Raw genomic sequence first — 16455 nt, 5'->3', positions numbered from 1 at the left:
GTCGTCGCTCGATCTGGTTCTGCTCACGATCGACTCAGGATCTCCTCAGGTCTGTCACGCGCACCGCCCTGCTCGACGGCGCCAGCCTCGGGCGCGGACCGGGATCGCCTGGCTCCCGGGCGTCCAGTTGAGGATACTGGACCGTTCCATGAAGTCCTCGGTGCTGATGTCGCCGCGGGCGAAGCGCTCGGCCAGGATGACCTTGGCGGCCTCCTCGGGCGAGCGGTGGGTGCCGAAGGCCGGCAGCTGGAGCCTGCCCTGGCGGTGGAGGACGAACAGCGTCAGCGCGGCGAGCGCGAGCAGCATCCCGAAGCCGCCGAAGAAGGGCAGCAGGGACAGGCCGCCGCCCATGCCGTAGGGAACGTGACCATCGTGAGGAGGCATGCGGTCGGGACCTCTCGGGAGGGGCCGCTGGTCAGCGGCGACGGGGGTGGGTCGGGTCGGTCGAACCGGTTCTCGGTCCGTCCGACCGGTCGTGGTCACCATCCTGGTCGCGGCAGCGCGTTCACACATCGGCTCAGCTGCTGACCGGCGGCTGCGCCCGCCGGCGTAGCCGCCCTACGCCCGTGGGCGTAGCGGCGCTCACAGGCGCTGCACACCTGCAGGCCCTGACCAGAGGATGACGCGAGAGTCTGCGTCGGGTTCCGGGCGGTCCTGCGGTGACCGCTCCCCGTCAGTCCCGACGCCCGGCCTCCGGCGGCTCCGCCTCGTCCAGCTGTTCGCTCTCCCGGGTCGCGGCGGTCATCCGGCTGGGCTGGACCCGCGCCGGTTCGCCCGGCATCTTCGGGTAGTCGGGCGGGTAGGGCATCTCTGCGCCGCCGTACCGACCCGTGCCCAGGTCGCGCACGTCCCTCTCGTACAGCTCGAGCGCACCGTCCAGCCGGCCGGGCGGGCTGTCGTACATGGACGCCCAGACGTCGCCGACCTCAGCGAAACGGGCCAGCATCGTGGGGATGGTGAAGTCCTCGGGGTGGGCCTCAGCCAGCTCGTCCCAGGTGAGCGGGGCCGACACCACGGCGGTCGGCGTGGGCCGGATCGAGTAGGCCGAGGCGATGGTCCGGTCGCGCGCCATCTGGTTGAAGTCGACGAAGATCCGCTCCCCGCGCTCCTCCTTCCACCAGTTCACCGTCACGTGGTCCGGCATCCGGCGGGCCAGCTCGCGGCCGACGGCGATCACGGCGTGCCGGGCCTCGACGAAGCCGTGCTCGGGCTCGACCGGAACGAAGACGTGGACGCCCCGGCCGCCGCTGGTCTTGCAGTGGCCGGTCAGACCCACCTCAGCCAGCACCGCACGCAGCTCGTACGCGGCCCGGACGGCGTCGGCGAAGGTGGTGCCGGGCTGGGGGTCCAGGTCGATCCGCAGCTGGTCGACCCGGTCGGCGTCGGCGCGGGTGACCGGCCACGGGTGGTAGCGCAGCGTGCCCAGGTTGGCCATCCAGACCACCGTGGCCAGCTCGGTGGCACAGACCTCGTCCGCCGTCCGCCCGGACGGGAACGCGACGGTCATCGTCTCCACCCACTCCGGCATGCCCCGCGCCGGCGCCCGCTTCTGGTAGAACGCCTCGTGGTGGGAGTCGGTGCGGGTGCTCAGCGTCACGTCCGGGCGGTAGCCGCCCGGCCAGCGCTCCATGGTGACGGGCCGGTCGCGCAGGGCGTAGAAGATGCCGTCCCCTACCGCCAGCACGTACTCGACCACGTCGCGCTTGGTCAGTCCGACCTCGGGAAAGTACAGCTTGTCCGGGCTGGTGACCCGGACCGTGCGGCCGCCCACCTCGATCTCCAGCGCAGGGGTCGGCATGGGGCGAGCATAGTGAACGACAACCGGAACAACGGGCCGCGGGACCGACGTTGCCTGTGCAGACATCCGAGGAGGAAACATGACTGACGTGACGAGCAACAACCCCGCCGGACAGGTCGGCAAGGTGGTCAAGTCCGAGGACCAGTGGCGCGCCCAGCTGAGCCGCCAGGAGTACCACGTGCTGCGCGAGGCGGGTACCGAGCGGGCCTTCACCGGTGAGTACACCGACACCAAGACCGAGGGGGTCTACTCCTGCCGGGCCTGCGGGGCCGAGCTGTTCCGCAGCACCACCAAGTTCGACTCGCACTGCGGCTGGCCGTCCTTCTACGCACCGCTGGCCGAGGACCGCGTCCGCTACATCGAGGACCGCTCCATGTTCATGAAGCGGGTCGAGGTGCGCTGCGCCACCTGCGACAGCCACCTGGGCCACGTCTTCGACGACGGCTACGGCACCCCCACCGGCCAGCGCTACTGCATCAACTCGGTCAGCCTGAAGCTGGAGCCGGCCGCGGGCTGAGCCCCGACAGGCTCAGGGAACGACTACCAGAGGGCGACGATGTCGGCGAGGTCGCGGCGGCGTCCGGTGTAGAAGGGAACTTCTTCGCGGGTGTGCCGCCGGGCCTCGGCGGCACGCAGGGCCCGCATCAGGTCGACGATGCGGTGCAGCTCGGGTGCCTCGAAGGCCAGGATCCACTCGTAGTCCCCCAGAGCGAACGAGGAGACGGTGTTCGCCCGGACGTCGGGGTAGGGCCGGGCCAGCATGCCGTGCTCGGCGAGCATCTGACGCCGCTCGGCGTCCGGCAGCAGGTACCACTCGTAGGAGCGGACGAAGGGGTAGACGCAGAGGTAGGACTGCGCCTCCTCATCGGCCATGAAGGCCGGCACGTGCCCCTTGTTGAACTCCGCCGGCCGGTGCAACGCCAGCTGCGACCAGACCGGCTCGAGGTGCGCGCCCAACGAGGAGCCGCGCAGGGCGTGGTAGGCGTCCTGCAAGGTGTCCGAGGACGGCGCGTGCCACCAGACCATCAGGTCGGCGTCGGCGCGCAGGCCGGCGACGTCGTACCAGCCGCGGACCACGAGGTCGGCCTCCGCGCCCACCTTCTCGACCGCCCGCACAGCGTCGACGGCGTGGTCCGCCGCAGGACCCTCGACCGTGCCGGTCCGGCGGAACACCGACCACATGGTGTAGCGGATGGTGTCGTTGATCTCCCGCGCCTTCATCTCCTGCTTCCTTCCAGTTGATCGTGCTCACTGACCTGTTGATCATGGTCGGCGCGACCAAGATCAGCGATGATCTTGGTCGCCGCCGCGTCCGCAGACGCCAGACAGGCGGCGATTCCCACCCCGTCGAGCGCCGCTCCGGCCACGGCGAGACCCGGCAGCCCCGCCAGCTCCCCGAGCAGCGCCGCGACGAGCTCGCGGTGGCCGACCAGGTACTGCGGCAGGCCACCGCCCCACCGGGTCAGCCTGGCCCCGAGCAGCGTGACCCCGGACCAGCCGGGCAGCGTCCGCGCCTCGGCGAACGTCCGCCCCGTCAGCGCGCGGTCACCGAGCTGCAGCAGCTCAGCCTCACCGGAGCGCCCGACGCTGGCCCGGACCACGGCGACCCCGCTCCCCCACACCTGCTCGGTCTGGCGCCGGACCCAGTCCCACTTGACCGAGGAGTGGGTCAGCGCCTTGATCGTGGGCAGCTGGCCGGGCGGCACCAGCACGCCGGAGCTCGTCGTCGCCAGGCCGCGGACGACCAGCGTCACCACCGCCACGGACGCGTACGGAATGGCACCGTACGCCGCCGCCGACGGCACCAGGCCAGCAGCCAGCCGGCCGGCGGGGCCGGCGGGGACGGCCAGCAGCACCGCGTCCGCGGTGAGGGTCTGCGGCTCCGCCGCCGAGCCCGTCACCAGCCGCCAGGACCCGTCGGCGTCGCGTCGGAGCTCTCGTACGGCCGACCCGGGCCGGAGCCCCACCCCGCGCCGCTCCAGGTCCGTCACCAGCGCCGTGACCAGGCCGGACACCCCGCCGACCAGCCCGGCGAACACCGGCGTCGTGACGCCGGGACGCAGCCCGGCCCGCGCGTGTTCGAGCAGCGAGCCGCCGGCCCGGGCCCGCGCGAAGAGGTCGGGCGCCACGGCGGCGAAGGACAGCTCGCGCGGACGTCCGGCGTAGACGCCACCGAGCAGAGGTTCGAGGAGCCGGTCGGTGACCTCGGCGCCGAAGCGCTCGTCGACGTACGCCCCGATGGCCAGGTCACCGGTCAGGGGCGGCGCCGGCCGTTCCGGCTCGGCCGCGGCGTAGGCCAGGCCCTCGGGCGACAGCAGCCCGGCCAGCGCCGGGACGTCGACCGGAACGCCCTGCAGCGACGGCGGCATGGCCACGAGCCGGCCGCCGACCAGCAGCTGGGGCTTGGCGGAGGTCGGGTGCACCTGCTGCGGGGTCAGCCCCAGCTCGGCCACCAGCGCAACGGCTTCCGGGCGCCGGGCCAGCATCGACTCCGCCCCCGTGTCCAGCCCGAGCTCGACGCCGGCTTCGCCGAGAACCGTCCGGTCGAGCTTGCCGCCCCAGCGGGGCGACTGCTCCAGCACGGTGACGCCGGCGCCGGCCAACGCCAGGCGGCGAGCCGCGGCGAGTCCGGTGACCCCGCCGCCCACCACGACGACGCTGGTCACGGCGACCCTCGCCCGTCCGCGGGCTGCGCGCCGGCCTCGCGCCGCAGCTTCGGCCCCTCCTCGTGCACCAGGTCGACGATTCGTCCGAGCACGGCCGGGTCGGCGTCCGGCGGCACCCCGTGACCCAGGTTGAAGATGTGGCCCGGCGCGAGGGCGCCCGAGCGGACCACCGCACGGACCCGCTCGGCGAGCACCGGCCACGGGGCGCCGAGCAGCGCGGGGTCGAGGTTGCCCTGCACCGCGTAGGCGGGCCCGATCCGCCGGCTGGCCTCGGACAGCGGCAGCCGCCAGTCCACCCCGACGACGTCGGCGCCGGCCGCGCCCATCAGCGGCAGCAGCTCGGCGGTGCCCACGCCGAAGTGGATCCGCGGCACACCCAGCTCGGCCATCCGCTGCAGCACCCGGGCCGCGTACGGCTGGGCGTAGCGGCCGTAGTCCTCGGCGGAGAGGCTGCCGGCCCAGGAGTCGAAGAGCTGGACCGCACTCGCGCCCGCCGCGACCTGGGCGGCGAGGAAGCCGGCGGAGATGTCTGCGAGCCGGCGGCACAGGGCGTCCCACAGCTCGGGATCGCCGACCATCAGCGACTTCGTCCGGGCGTAGTCCTTGCTCGGCCCGCCCTCGACCAGGTAGCTGGCCAGGGTGAAGGGCGCTCCGGCGAAGCCGATCAGCGGCACCTCCCCCAGCTCGCGGACCAGGATCTGCACCGCTTCGGTGACGTAGCCGACGTCGGTGGGCTCGACCGGCCGCAGGGCGGCGAGATCGGCCTCGCCGGCGAACCGGTGGGCCATCACGGGTCCGCGGCCGGGCACGATGTCCAGCTCCACCCCGACCGCGAGCAGCGGCACCATGATGTCGGAGTAGAAGATGGCCGCGTCCACACCGTAGCGGCGCAGTGGTTGCAGGGTGATCTCGGCCACGAGATCGGGCCGCGCGCAGCTCTCGAGCATGGGAATGCCCTCGCGCACGCGGCGGTACTCGGGCAGCGAGCGACCGGCCTGCCGCATGAACCAGACCGGCACCCGGTCCTGGAGCTGCTGGCGCCGGGCCGCGGCGAGGAAAGGCGACGACGCCGGGCTCAGGCGGGCGGAGCCGGGGTCGAGGAGCACGCCCCGAATCCTGTCACGGCCGGCGAAACCGGCGCGTCGGCGCGTCGGCGCGGTCGGTCGGGAGGCTGAGCATAGTCTCATCGGGTGGCGGCCCGTAGCGATGTGGTTCCTGCTCCGGACGCCTTTCGGCGGGCCGTGCAGGAGCTCATGACGGCGCCCTGGCGGCCCGAGCTGGTGGTGGAGGAGATGCCGGCGCCGACCCGGATCTCCCCCTTCGCGGCGGCCGTCACCGCCGAGGTGGTGGTGGGCGGTGAGGAGGTGGGCAGCGGCCGGCTGGTCCTGTTGCACGACCCGGCCGGCAACGCGGCCTGGGAGGGCACCTTCCGCTGCGTGACCTTCGCCCGCGCCGACGTCGACCCGGAGATGGTGACCGACCCGCTGCTCGCCCGGGTGGGCTGGTCGTGGCTGCTGGAGGCGCTGGCCGCACACGGCGCCGAGTACGGAGCCCCGAGCGGCACGGTCACCTCCGTGGCGAGTGAGTCCTTCGGTGGCATGGCCGAGGAGGCGCCGCGGGCCGAGATCGAGGTGCGCGCGTCCTGGACGCCCCAGCTCGACGACGGGAGCGGTCTCGGCGCCCACCTCGCCGCCTGGGCTGAACTACTGTGTACGACGGCGGGACTTCCCCCGCTGCCCGCCGGCGTGGTCCCGATGCCTTCCCGGCGCAACCCGCCGAGCCGAAGCCCCCGGAGACGTTGACCCCGACCGAGCTGACCCAGACCGAGCAGGATCCGACCGCAGTGGCCGTTCCCCATGACCTCAGCACGGACGAGGCCGAGGTCGAGGTTCCGCTGCTCACCGAGCCGGCGGACGGCACGCCCGAGGTCGTCACCACGGCCGAGGGTCTGGCCGCCACCATCGCCGCCCTCGCCGGCGGCACCGGTCCGGTCGCCGTCGACGCGGAGCGAGCCCACGGCTTCCGCTACAGCCAGCGGGCCTACCTGATCCAGCTCCGGCGCGCCGGCTCGGGCACCCACCTGGTGGACCCCATCGCCTTCGGTGCGCCCGCCGACCTGTCGGCCCTCGGGGCCGCGATCGACGGAGCGCAGTGGGTCATCCACGCGGCCAGCCAGGACCTCCCGTGCCTCTACGAGGTCCAGATGCTGCCCCGCACCCTGTTCGACACCGAGCTCGCCGCGCGCCTGCTCGGCTACCCGCGAGTGGCGCTCGGCACCATGATCGAGCTGTTCTTCGGCGTGCGGCTGCTCAAGGAGCACTCGGCCTCGGACTGGTCGAGCCGCCCGCTGCCCGCCGAGTGGCTGACCTACGCCGCCCTGGACGTCGAGCTGCTCGTGGAGCTGCGCGACAAGCTGGCCGCCGAGCTGGTGGAGACGGGCAAGGACGAGTGGGCCCGGCAGGAGTTCGCCGCCCTGGTCGCCGGCGCCAGCATCCCGCCCGAGCCCCGGGTCGACCCGTGGCGACGCACCTCCGGCATCCACCGCGTCCGCAGCCGTCGCGGCCTCGGCTACGTGGCCGGGCTCTGGTCCGCCCGGGACGAGATCGCCCGCTCGACCGACCGTGCGCCGGGAAAGATCCTGCCGGACCTGGCCATCAGCGAGCTGGCCGCCGCCCGGGTGCCGGACCGGGTCGCGCTGCGTCAGATCCCCGCCTTCAGCCGGCGCCAGGCCAAGCGCTACGAGAGCAGCTGGATCCAGGCCCTCGAGGCCGTCACCGCCCAGCCGGACCAGGCCATGCCGCCGCTGCACGTACCGCACGACGGGCCGCCCCAGGCCCGGCTCTGGGCCGCGCGCGACCCCGAGGCTGCGGCCCGGCTGACCGCCGTCCGGGAGGCGCTGACCATCAAGGCCGGCGAGCTCGGGCTGCCGGTGGAGAACCTGCTGACCCCGGACCACCTGCGACGCCTGGCCTGGCGGCCCCCGCAACCGGTGACGGAGGAGTCCGTGGACGCCGCCCTGGCCGCCTCCGGCGCCCGCCTCTGGCAGCGGGAGCTGACCGTGCCGTTGCTCACGCCGCTGCTGGCCGGACCCCCGCCGGAGGACCTGCCGGTCCCCTGACCGCGGAGGGCCGGCTGACTGGCTGGCGCCTAAGTTACTCATGAGTAATATGGCCGACATGCCACGTGGATCCCGTGAGGTCGTCTTCGTCGACGGCGTTCGAACCCCCTTCGGAAAGGCGGGGTCGCTCTACGCCGAGACCCGCGCCGACGACCTGGTCGTGAACTGCATCCGGGAGCTGATGCGACGCCACCCCGAGCTGCCGCCCGAACGGGTCGACGAGGTGGCGGTCGCGGCCACCACCCAGGTCGGTGACCAGGGCCTGACCATCGGCCGGACCGCCGCGCTGCTGGCCGGGCTGCCCAAGTCGGTGCCCGGCTTCGCGATCGACCGGATGTGCGCCGGCGCGATGACCGCGGTGACCACCACTGCGTCCGGGATCGCGTTCGGGGCCTACGACGTCGCCATCGCGGGCGGCGTGGAGCACATGGGACGGCACCCGATGGGTCAGGGGATCGACCCGAACCCCCGGATCGTCGCGGAGAAGATCGTCGACCAGTCCGCGCTGGTCATGGGCTCGACGGCGGAGAACCTGCACGACCGCTACCCGGCCATCACCCGCGACCGGGTGGACGCCTTCGCCGCCCTCAGCCAGCAACGCGTCGGCCAGGCGTACGCGGACGGCGTCATCCAGGAGTCGCTGGTCACCGTGGCCACCCGCAGCAGCGAGCACGGCTGGGGGCTGGCCACCGTCGACGAGCCACCGCGGCCGGGCACGACCACCGAGACCCTCGCCGGCCTGCGGACCCCCTTCCGGCCCCACGGTCGGGTCACCGCCGGGAACGCCGCCGGACTGAACGACGGGGCCACCGCCTGCCTGCTCGCCGCCGAGGACACCGCCGCCGAGCTGGGACTGCCCGTGGCGATGCGGCTGGTCGGCTTCGCCTTCGCCGGCGTCGACGCCGAGGTGATGGGCGTCGGCCCGATCCCGGCGACCGAGAGAGCGCTGGCTCGGTCCGGACTGAGCATCGAGGACATCGGCGCGTTCGAGATCAACGAGGCGTTCGCGGTCCAGGTGCTGGCCTTCCTCGACCACTTCGGCATTGACGCCGAGGATCCTCGGGTCAACCCGTACGGCGGGGCGATCGCCCTCGGCCACCCGCTGGCCAGCTCCGGCGTCCGGCTGATGATCCACCTGGCCCGGCAGTTCCGTGAGCGTCCCGAGGTGCGGTACGGCATCACCACCATGTGCATCGGCCTGGGCATGGGCGGCACGGTGATCTGGGAGAACCCCCACCACTCCCCCGAGTCGTCGGACGCGGGAGACCACTGATGCAGTCCTCCGAGCTGGACCGGCTGATCGACGAGGCCTCCGATGTGGCCGCCGGTGAGGTGGTGACGCACGCCCACAGCCGGGACGTGCTGCTGCCGCACGCCGGTCGGACCGCGGTGTTAATCACCCTCGACAACGGCGCCGACCACACCAGGCCCAACACCCTCGGCCCGCGCGGCCTGGGCGAGCTCAAGCTCGCGATCGAGGCGGCGACCGCCCGTGAGGACGTCGCCGCGATCGCCGTGACGGGTAAGCCGTTCGTCCTGGCGGCCGGCGCGGACCTCAGCGGGCTGCCCCGGATCACCGAGCGCGAGCAGGCCCGGTCCATCGCCCAGATCGGGCACGGGGTCTTCGACCTGCTGCACCGTGCGGTTCGTGACGACGGGGCCAGGGTGCCTACCTTCGCCTTCGTCAACGGCCTGGCGCTGGGCGGCGGCCTGGAGGTGGCGCTGCACTGCGACTACCGCACGGTCTCCGCGGCGGCCGCCGGCATCGGGCTGCCGGAGTGCTTCCTCGGCATGTTCCCTGGCTGGGGCGGCGCCTACCTGCTGCCCCACCTGGTCGGGGCCGACCGCGCCGTCAGCGTCATCGTCGAGAACGCCCTCAACCAGAACACGACGCTGACCGGAGCCCAGGCTCACGGGCTCGGCATCGCCGACGCGCTCTTCGAGGGCGCCGACTTCCTCGAGCGCTCGCTCGACTGGGCTGGGCAGGTCGTGGAGGGTTCGCTCACCGTCGAACGACCCGAGGTCGACCGCGGCGAGGCGTGGGACGCGGCCGTCGCCCGTGGCCGGGCCTTCGCCGACGCCAAGGTGGCCGGGGCGGCGCCGGGACCGTACCGGGCGCTGGACCTGATCGAGGCAGCGAAGACGGCCGAGAGGACCGACGCCTTCGCCGCCGAGGACGAGGCGCTCGCTGAGGCGATCATGAGCCCGGAGCTGCGGGCCGGGCTGTACGCCTTCGACCTGGTCCAGAAGCGGGCCCGCAAGCCCGCCGGGGCGCCGGACAAGGCGCTCGCCCGCCCCGTGACCAAGGTGGGGGTGGTGGGCGCCGGCCTGATGGCCAGCCAGCTGGCGCTGCTCTTCCTGCGGCGGCTCGAGGTGCCGGTGGTCATCTCCGACCTGGACGCCGAACGGGTGCAGCGCGGCCTGGGCTACCTGCACGCCGAGATCGACAAGCTGCTGGGCAAGCACCGGATCTCTCCCGACCGGGCGAACCGGCTGCGGGCGCTGGTCTCCGGCACCACCGACCTGGCCGACTACGCCGACTGCGATTTCGTGATCGAGGCCGTCTTCGAGGAGCTCGGGGTCAAACAGGCCGTCTTCGCCGATCTGGAGCTCCACGTGAGCCCGGACTGCGTGCTGGCGACGAACACCTCCTCGCTCTCGGTCAGCCAGATGGCCGCCGAGCTCGACCACCCGGAGAGAGTGGTCGGCTTCCACTTCTTCAACCCGGTCGCGGTGCTGCCGCTGCTGGAGGTCGTCCGGGCCGCACGAACCGACGACGCCACGCTGGCCACCGCGCTCGCCGTGGCCAAGAGCCTGAGGAAGAACGCCGTCCTGGTCACCGACGCGCCGGCGTTCGTGGTCAACCGCCTGCTGACCCGGCTGACCAGCGTGCTCTTCACGGCCGTCGACGAGGGCACGCCGGTGACGGTGGCGGACGCGGCGCTGCGTCCGCTCGGGCTGCCGATGTCGCCGATGGTGCTGCTGCAGCTCGTCGGTCCGGCCATCGCACTGCACGTCGGGGAGTCGCTGCACGAGGCGTTCGGCGACCGGTTCCCGGTGTCGCCGAACCTCCAGGCCCTGGTCGCGGCGACGAAGCCGGGCATCTACGACTGGACGCCGGAAGGTCTGCCCTACGTCTCGGACGAGACGGCTGCGCTGTTCTCCGTCGGGGACTCTCCCAGCACCGCCGAGCAGGTCCGGGAGCGGGCGCTCGACGCGCTGGCCGAGGAGGTCGGGCTGATGCTCGCCGAGGGCGTGGTCGCCGCGCCGATGGACGTCGACCTCTGCCTGATCCTCGGCGCCGGCTGGCCGTTCCACCTCGGCGGGCTCACCCCGTACCTGGACCGCGAGGGCGTCTCCGAGCGTGTCCTCGGCCGCCGGTTCCTGCCTCCGGGCGTCGCCTCGGTGGGCTCAGGGCCGCGGCAGGGGTAGCCCGAACTGGGTCTGGACGCCGCGGGAGAAGAGCACCGAGTCTGGCGGTTGGGCCGCCAGCCCGGGAAAGCCGGCGACGGCGAGCAGGTCGTCCTCGAGCTCGAGCACCTGGGCGCGGACCAGCGGCCACCGGCTGTGGGTGTTGGGCAGGTACCGGGTTGCACCCCAGGCTCGGGTGTGCAGCGCCCAGCGGGCGGTGAGGAAGTCGGCCAGCGGGTCGTCGACCACCGTGTCCGTACCGACCCGGACGACGACCCGGCTGCGGGCTCCCCGCGGAGCGGGCCAGCGTCGTCGGCTGGTGTAGGTCAGCTCGTCCCCGCGCCGGTCGACCCTCATCCGGGACCAGGTGTAGTTGAGGCCAAGAGCCAGCCGCGCGCCCAGCACGAAGGCGAGCCGCTCGGACTCGAGCGAGGCGAAGACGACGCCACGACGACCGGCGCCGTCGACCGCGTAGAGCCGGACGTTGGTCTCAGCGAAGGATCCCACGTACGGCAGCGGGTGGCCGCGTCCGAAGCCCGCCCCACGCATCCGGAACGGGATCAACCCCACCCAGGCGGAGCCGTCGAAGAGGTCGGGCCGGGTGCCGGAGGGCAGCAGCGCTGCCGTCTGGTCCGGGTCGACCCGCCAGTGGAGGAACGTCAGGTCCGCCCAGAACTGGTCGAGGACCGCTCGTCCGGGCAGCGGCCTCGCCACCGGGTCGACCGGCGGCAGCTCGTCCTCGGTCGGAGGCATCAGGCTCAGCGGCCGTCGACCGCCGGCTCGTGAGGCTCGCCGGCCCGACCCTGAGGCTCGGGATCAGCCTCCTGGTCCGGGTCGCTCTCCCGGCTCAGCGTGGCCTCGACGGCGTACCGGGCGATCGACTGCGCAGTCAGGCCGAGCTCCTCCAGCAGCTCCGACCGGCTGCCGTGGGTCAGGAACTCCTGGGCGATGCCGAACTCTCGCAGCGGGGTGCGCACGTCGGCGAACCGCAGCTCCTGCGCCAGCCGGGAGCCGCAGCCGCCCACCACGCCGTTGTCCTCGATGGTGATCACCAGCTCGTGCTCGGCCGCCAGCTCGACCAGGGCCGGGTTGACCGGCAGCACCCAGACCGGGTCGACGACCGTGACGCCGATGCCCTGGTCGGAGAGCCGTTGACCCACCGCGACGGCCGTCCCCACCAGCTGTCCGATACCGACCACCAGCACCCGCGGCTGGTCGGTCCGGACCAGCACGTCGACGCCGTCGCGGTGGTCCGCGGCCGGCAGCTCCTCGGGCACCGGGTCCTTGGAGTAGCGGACCACGCTCGGGGCGTCGTCGATGGTCACCGCGCGGGCCAGGGCCTCGCGGAGCCGGGTGGCGTCGCGAGGCGCGGCCAGGTGCAGCCCGGGCACCAGCTGGGCCAGCGACATGTCCCACATGCCGTGGTGGCTGGCTCCGTCCGGACCGGTGACGCCGGCGCGGTCGAGGACGAAGGTGACCCCGCAGCGGTGCATGGCCACGTCCAGCAGCAGCTGGTCGAACGCGCGGTTGAGGAACGTCGCGTACAGCGCGATCACGGGGTGCAGCCCGCCCATCGCCATCCCGGCGGCCGAGGTCACGGCGTGCTGCTCGGCGATGCCGACGTCGAAGAAGCGCTCCGGGAAGGCGGCGGCGAAACGGTGCAGTCCGGTGGGGTAGGTCATCGCCGCGGTGAGGGCCACGATCCGCTCGTCGGCCTCACCGAGTCGGACCAGCTCGGTGGAGAAGACCTCGGTCCAGGTCTGGCCGCCCTTGGCGCCCAGCGCCACCCCGGTAGTGGCGTCGATCTTGCCCACGGCGTGGAAATGGTCCTCCTCGTGGTTCTCCGCCGCGGCGAAGCCGTGCCCCTTGTGGGTGAGGCAGTGCAGCAGCACCGGGCCGCCGTACTGCTTCGCCTGCGCCAGCGCCCGCTCGACGGCCGCCTCGTCGTGGCCATCGATCGGCCCCACGTACTTCAGGCCCAGGTCGGAGAACATGCCCTGGGGCGCGAGCACGTCCTTCAGCCCGCTCTTGATCCCGTGCAGCACGTCGTAGGCCGCCGTGCCCACCAGCGGGGCCTTGCTGACGCTGCGCTTGACCAGGTCGAGCACCTGCTCGTAGCGCGGGTTCGTCCGCAGCCCGGTCAGGTGCTTGGCCAGACCGCCGACCGTCGGGGTGTAGGAACGGCCGTTGTCGTTGACCACGATGACCAGCGGCAGGTCGTCCGACGCTGCGATGTTGTTGAGCGCCTCCCAGGCCATCCCGCCGGTGAGCGACCCGTCGCCGACGAGAGCGACGACCGTCCCGGGCTGGCGCTGCAGCCGCTTGGCCTTGGCCAGACCCTCGGCGTAGGACAGGGCCGTGGAGGCGTGGGAGTTCTCGACCCAGTCGTGCTCGGACTCGACCTGGCTCGGGTAGCCCGACAGCCCGCCGCGTTGGCGCAACGTCGGGAACAAGGCCTGCCGTCCGGTCAGGATCTTGTGCACGTAGCTCTGGTGGCCGGTGTCGAAGACCATCGGGTCGCGGGGGGAGGTGAAGACGCGGTGCATCGCGATGGTCAGCTCGACCACGCCCAGGTTGGGCCCGAGGTGGCCGCCGGTCTGGCTGACGTTCTGGATCAGGAACGCCCGGATCTCCGAGCTCAGCTGCTCCAGCTGGTCACCGTCGAGCGCTCGTAGGTCCTCGGGGCTGTGAAGGGAGCTCAGCAGTCCGTAGGCGCGTGACATGGGTCGAGTTTACGTGCTGGTCGCTCCGGGGGTGGTCGCTCACCCGCCCACGCGCGCCACAGCACGGTCACAGCCTCGGCCGGAAGACCTGGCCTCGGAGCGCCTCCTCCACCAGATTTACGGCGCGCGTCGTCCGGGCCAGCCGCGCGGACTGCTCGAGCCAGGCTTCGGCCGCCGACTCGACCACCTCGACCGCGACCAGACCCTGCAGGCTGGTCCGGACCGCCGCCAAGCCCTCCTGAGCGGCTCTGGCCTGCCCCGCCACGAAGTGGACGGCGAAGCGGGCCAGCACCGGCGGGTGTCGGCGCAGCACGGCGTACGCCCGGAAGTCCGCCGGGCAGCAGTCGAACAGGAACGCGGTCGCCGTGGCCTCCCAGTCGGGCGCACCCGGCGGCCGGACCCCGTCGGGCCAGCCCGCAGGCGTGAACGCGGTCATCGCCGTTGCCATCGTTCGTACATGTGTTCTATTGTAGCGGAGTGACCCCCCGCACCGTGTTCATTACCATCAGCCCGTGACCGACATCGTCTGCCAGATCGTCCGCGACGAGATCGAAGCCGCCGTCGTCCTCCGCGACGAGCAGGTGGTCGCGTTCCTGGACCACCACCCGGTGTTCAAGGGCCACGTGCTCGTCTCGCCGGTGCAGCACGTCGACACCCTGCTCGAGCTGCCGACCGCGTTGATGGTGCCGCTCATGAGCGCCGCCCAGCGGGTCGCCCGGGCTCTCGGCGAGGCGGTCGGGGCGCAGGGGACGTTCGTCGCGGTCAACAACGTCGTCAGCCAGTCCGTACCGCATCTCCATGTGCACGTGGTGCCGCGCAGCAAAGGGGACGGGCTGCGAGGCTTCTTCTGGCCGCGGACCCGCTACGCCGACGGCGAGATGGCGGCCTACGCGGAGCTGATCCGGGAGCGGCTCGCCTGACGGGGAGGTCGGCCCTCAGCCGGCGGGCTGGACCGGCGGCTGGCCGGTGACCTTGGCCACCGTCTCGTCGTCGGCTCCGAGTCGTCGCAACGACGACACGAGCTTGCGGGTGGCTGACCGTGACTGCACGACGGGCTTGGTCACGATCGATGCGCGTGCCTTCGCGATGTTGCCGGGCGCCATGGCTCTCCCTCTCCTGGACTTGCTCTCGATGGTACCGGTCATCGGACCTGGTGGAGCAGAGTCGAGGCGGTGAAGTTGAGCAGGCCGAGGACCTCGTCGCTCTGGAGGTCGGCGAACCGTCCCTCCGGGCCGTCCAGGGCGACGCAACCGACCACGGTGGCGCTCGGGCCCGCGTCGTCGATGATCGGTGCCGCGACCACCACGGCGTACTTGTCGCGTACGTCGAGGTACTCGGCGTAGCTGAGGCCCTGTCTGATCTCCGCGGGCACGGACTCCCACTCCTGCTCGGTCGGCGAGCCGAGGTCGCGGTACATCTGGGCGACGTCGACGGCGACGACCTCACCCTTGGCCACGCAGGCACCGATCACCCCCTTGCCGGGGCGCCAGCTGACGTGGGAGGCCACGGGCCGCCGCGACGGCCGCACGCGCTCGACCCGGACGAGGCGGGTGCCGAAGGGCCACCACCACCGTCGCCGGAGCCGGTACGCGGCCACGCCGAGGTCTCGGTAGTCCAGACCGTGCCCCACCTGGTCCACGATCGCCCAGGCGACCGCCTCCAGCGAGATGGCGGCGAGCTCGCGACGCTCGGCCAGCCGCCGCCCTCGCCACTCCCCCCAGGCCGACCCGATGGTGGTGATGGCCGCCAGCGCCGCCGAGGTGACCACGCTGGCCACCAGCACCCGGGTGGACGCGTGCAGGACGCGGGAGCCGTTCAGGGCGAGCACTGCGCCCGCCATGGCCGCGAGCAGCGCCGCGAGCGTCTTGGCCAACGCCTTGGTCATCGACACCTCCTCCCCTTCGGCCTCCCGGACGGCTATCCGGACAGCAGGGACGATACGAGGTGCCACTGACAACTCACTGACAGGCCAGGACCGAGCAACGGACACGCCACAGCCGAGCTGCACGACGACGTGAGGGGGAACAGAGGGAAGCGGCCCGCTCGTCCCCCAACGTCGGACCGCTTCCCCGTTCCGGGTCGACCGCAGCCGTCACGCCGCGGTCGTCGGGGGCAAGGAAGGACGCGGCGCCGTTCCTTCGGGCTCACAGGAGCCCGACAGGATGCGGCAGTACGGTCCTCGGACTGCTGAAGATTCACACGCCGGTCGACCACGTTCGACACGATCGGCGGAAATGTTGGTCAATCCTCAGGGCGCCCTCAGACTGCCACGTGCGGTTGAGCGGCCGCAGGCGGGGTAGCCAGAGCGAGGTCGGCAGCTACCAGGGCGCAGGCCCGGATCGGGGAACCGTGACGAGTCACAGCCTCGTGCGCTGCAGCACCGAGCGGCTCCTGGGGCACGCCGCCCAGCAGCATCCCGTCACCGGCCCCGACCCGGTCGTCCCGGTCGCCCGGTGGCGCGCCCACCTGCCGCTCACCGACCGCACCACCTGCTGGCGCACCCGGCTGCCCGACGGCTCGGTCCTCGAGTGGTGCCTCGAGGTGGAACCAGGCGCTCACGGCGTCCTCGCCCACCTCTCCGCGGCGCCGGTCGCCGGCCGTCTGACCTGGCTGCCCGGGCCGGTTCAGCGGTTGGCGCTCCGCCGCTGGACCGAGCACGAGCTGACGGCGCTGGCCCGGGCCGTGGAGGCCGGGAGCACCGTCGGCCCGCGTCGCCGCTGGGCTGCGATCGGGTAACGA

Annotated in this window: 17 protein-coding genes; 7 read left to right on the top strand and 10 right to left on the bottom strand. The window is 72.7% G+C overall.

The features are described 5' to 3' along the window. Positions 1 to 54 precede the first annotated feature (54 nt). Both ACFE7W_RS13865 and ACFE7W_RS13860 read right to left on the bottom strand, forming a co-directional pair. Positions 55 to 384: a hypothetical protein gene (locus ACFE7W_RS13865; RefSeq protein WP_375425391.1), complete on the bottom strand. Its 330-nt coding sequence runs from the start codon at positions 382 to 384 to the stop codon at positions 55 to 57. A gap of 289 nt (positions 385 to 673) precedes the next feature. Next, positions 674 to 1798, bottom strand: a complete 1125-nt coding sequence (locus ACFE7W_RS13860) for a DNA polymerase domain-containing protein (protein ID WP_375425390.1) — start codon at positions 1796 to 1798, stop codon at positions 674 to 676. A gap of 79 nt (positions 1799 to 1877) precedes the next feature. On the opposite strand from ACFE7W_RS13860, the gene msrB reads away from it, so the two are divergent. Continuing rightward, positions 1878 to 2315 carry a peptide-methionine (R)-S-oxide reductase MsrB gene (msrB, locus tag ACFE7W_RS13855; RefSeq protein WP_375425389.1) on the top strand — a complete coding sequence of 146 codons (438 nt, stop codon included), beginning with the start codon at positions 1878 to 1880 and terminating at the stop codon, positions 2313 to 2315. Positions 2316 to 2338: 23 nt separating this feature from the next. Here the strand turns inward: msrB and hemQ are convergent, their stop codons facing one another. From hemQ to hemE, 3 genes are read right to left on the bottom strand one after another with little or no spacing between them, the layout of a single operon-like run. Continuing rightward, entirely contained in the window at positions 2339 to 3019 is a 681-nt protein-coding gene (gene hemQ / locus ACFE7W_RS13850) for a hydrogen peroxide-dependent heme synthase (protein WP_375425388.1), read from the bottom strand. After that, positions 3016 to 4464: a protoporphyrinogen oxidase gene (gene hemG, locus ACFE7W_RS13845; protein ID WP_375425387.1), complete on the bottom strand. Its 1449-nt coding sequence runs from the start codon at positions 4462 to 4464 to the stop codon at positions 3016 to 3018. The genes hemQ and hemG overlap by 4 nt, the downstream gene beginning before the upstream one ends. Next, the gene (gene hemE / locus ACFE7W_RS13840; RefSeq protein WP_375425386.1) at positions 4461 to 5570 is read right to left on the bottom strand and encodes a uroporphyrinogen decarboxylase; all 1110 of its coding nucleotides are present in this window, start codon (positions 5568 to 5570) and stop codon (positions 4461 to 4463) included. Before hemE ends, hemG begins: the two co-directional genes overlap by 4 nt. A gap of 84 nt (positions 5571 to 5654) precedes the next feature. Here hemE and ACFE7W_RS13835 point away from each other — a divergent pair, with 84 nt between their 5' ends. From ACFE7W_RS13835 to ACFE7W_RS13820, 4 genes are read left to right on the top strand one after another with little or no spacing between them, the layout of a single operon-like run. After that, positions 5655 to 6266 carry a DUF3000 domain-containing protein gene (locus ACFE7W_RS13835; protein ID WP_375425385.1) on the top strand — a complete coding sequence of 204 codons (612 nt, stop codon included), beginning with the start codon at positions 5655 to 5657 and terminating at the stop codon, positions 6264 to 6266. A 41-nt stretch (positions 6267 to 6307) separates the two neighbouring features. Next, the gene (locus ACFE7W_RS13830; protein ID WP_375425384.1) at positions 6308 to 7582 is read left to right on the top strand and encodes an HRDC domain-containing protein; all 1275 of its coding nucleotides are present in this window, start codon (positions 6308 to 6310) and stop codon (positions 7580 to 7582) included. A 58-nt stretch (positions 7583 to 7640) separates the two neighbouring features. Further along, positions 7641 to 8855: a thiolase family protein gene (locus ACFE7W_RS13825; protein WP_375425383.1), complete on the top strand. Its 1215-nt coding sequence runs from the start codon at positions 7641 to 7643 to the stop codon at positions 8853 to 8855. Beyond that, positions 8855 to 11014: a 3-hydroxyacyl-CoA dehydrogenase NAD-binding domain-containing protein gene (locus ACFE7W_RS13820; protein WP_375425382.1), complete on the top strand. Its 2160-nt coding sequence runs from the start codon at positions 8855 to 8857 to the stop codon at positions 11012 to 11014. The genes ACFE7W_RS13825 and ACFE7W_RS13820 overlap by 1 nt, the downstream gene beginning before the upstream one ends. Here ACFE7W_RS13820 and ACFE7W_RS13815 read toward each other — a convergent pair. From ACFE7W_RS13815 to ACFE7W_RS13805, 3 genes are all read right to left on the bottom strand, one after another. Then, a complete protein-coding gene (locus tag ACFE7W_RS13815; RefSeq protein ID WP_375425381.1) occupies positions 10994 to 11746 on the bottom strand; it encodes a YqjF family protein in 753 nt (250 codons plus the stop codon). The two genes, ACFE7W_RS13820 and ACFE7W_RS13815, sit on opposite strands and share 21 nt — an antisense overlap. 5 nt (positions 11747 to 11751) lie before the next feature. After that, on the bottom strand, positions 11752 to 13716 hold the full coding sequence (gene dxs / locus ACFE7W_RS13810; protein WP_375425380.1) for a 1-deoxy-D-xylulose-5-phosphate synthase: 1965 nt from the start codon (positions 13714 to 13716) through the stop codon (positions 11752 to 11754). A 67-nt stretch (positions 13717 to 13783) separates the two neighbouring features. Beyond that, positions 13784 to 14152: a hypothetical protein gene (locus tag ACFE7W_RS13805; RefSeq protein ID WP_375425379.1), complete on the bottom strand. Its 369-nt coding sequence runs from the start codon at positions 14150 to 14152 to the stop codon at positions 13784 to 13786. Positions 14153 to 14228: 76 nt separating this feature from the next. On the opposite strand from ACFE7W_RS13805, the gene ACFE7W_RS13800 reads away from it, so the two are divergent. Next, positions 14229 to 14636, top strand: coding sequence for an HIT family protein (locus ACFE7W_RS13800; RefSeq protein ID WP_375425378.1), 408 nt, complete (start codon positions 14229 to 14231; stop codon positions 14634 to 14636). Positions 14637 to 14651: 15 nt separating this feature from the next. Here the strand turns inward: ACFE7W_RS13800 and ACFE7W_RS13795 are convergent, their stop codons facing one another. Next, positions 14652 to 14819: a hypothetical protein gene (locus ACFE7W_RS13795; RefSeq protein ID WP_375425377.1), complete on the bottom strand. Its 168-nt coding sequence runs from the start codon at positions 14817 to 14819 to the stop codon at positions 14652 to 14654. Between the two features lie 38 nt (positions 14820 to 14857). Continuing rightward, on the bottom strand, positions 14858 to 15601 hold the full coding sequence (locus ACFE7W_RS13790) for a hypothetical protein (protein WP_375425376.1): 744 nt from the start codon (positions 15599 to 15601) through the stop codon (positions 14858 to 14860). A 464-nt stretch (positions 15602 to 16065) separates the two neighbouring features. Here ACFE7W_RS13790 and ACFE7W_RS13785 point away from each other — a divergent pair, with 464 nt between their 5' ends. Then, complete coding sequence (locus tag ACFE7W_RS13785; RefSeq protein WP_375425375.1) at positions 16066 to 16452, top strand: hypothetical protein; 387 nt, start codon at positions 16066 to 16068, stop codon at positions 16450 to 16452. Positions 16453 to 16455 lie beyond the last annotated feature (3 nt).

Origin of the sequence: uncultured Friedmanniella sp. (genome assembly GCF_964244285.1) — a bacterium.
GTDB lineage: Bacteria > Actinomycetota > Actinomycetes > Propionibacteriales > Propionibacteriaceae > Microlunatus.
This window is presented reverse-complemented; position numbering and strand designations above follow the sequence as displayed.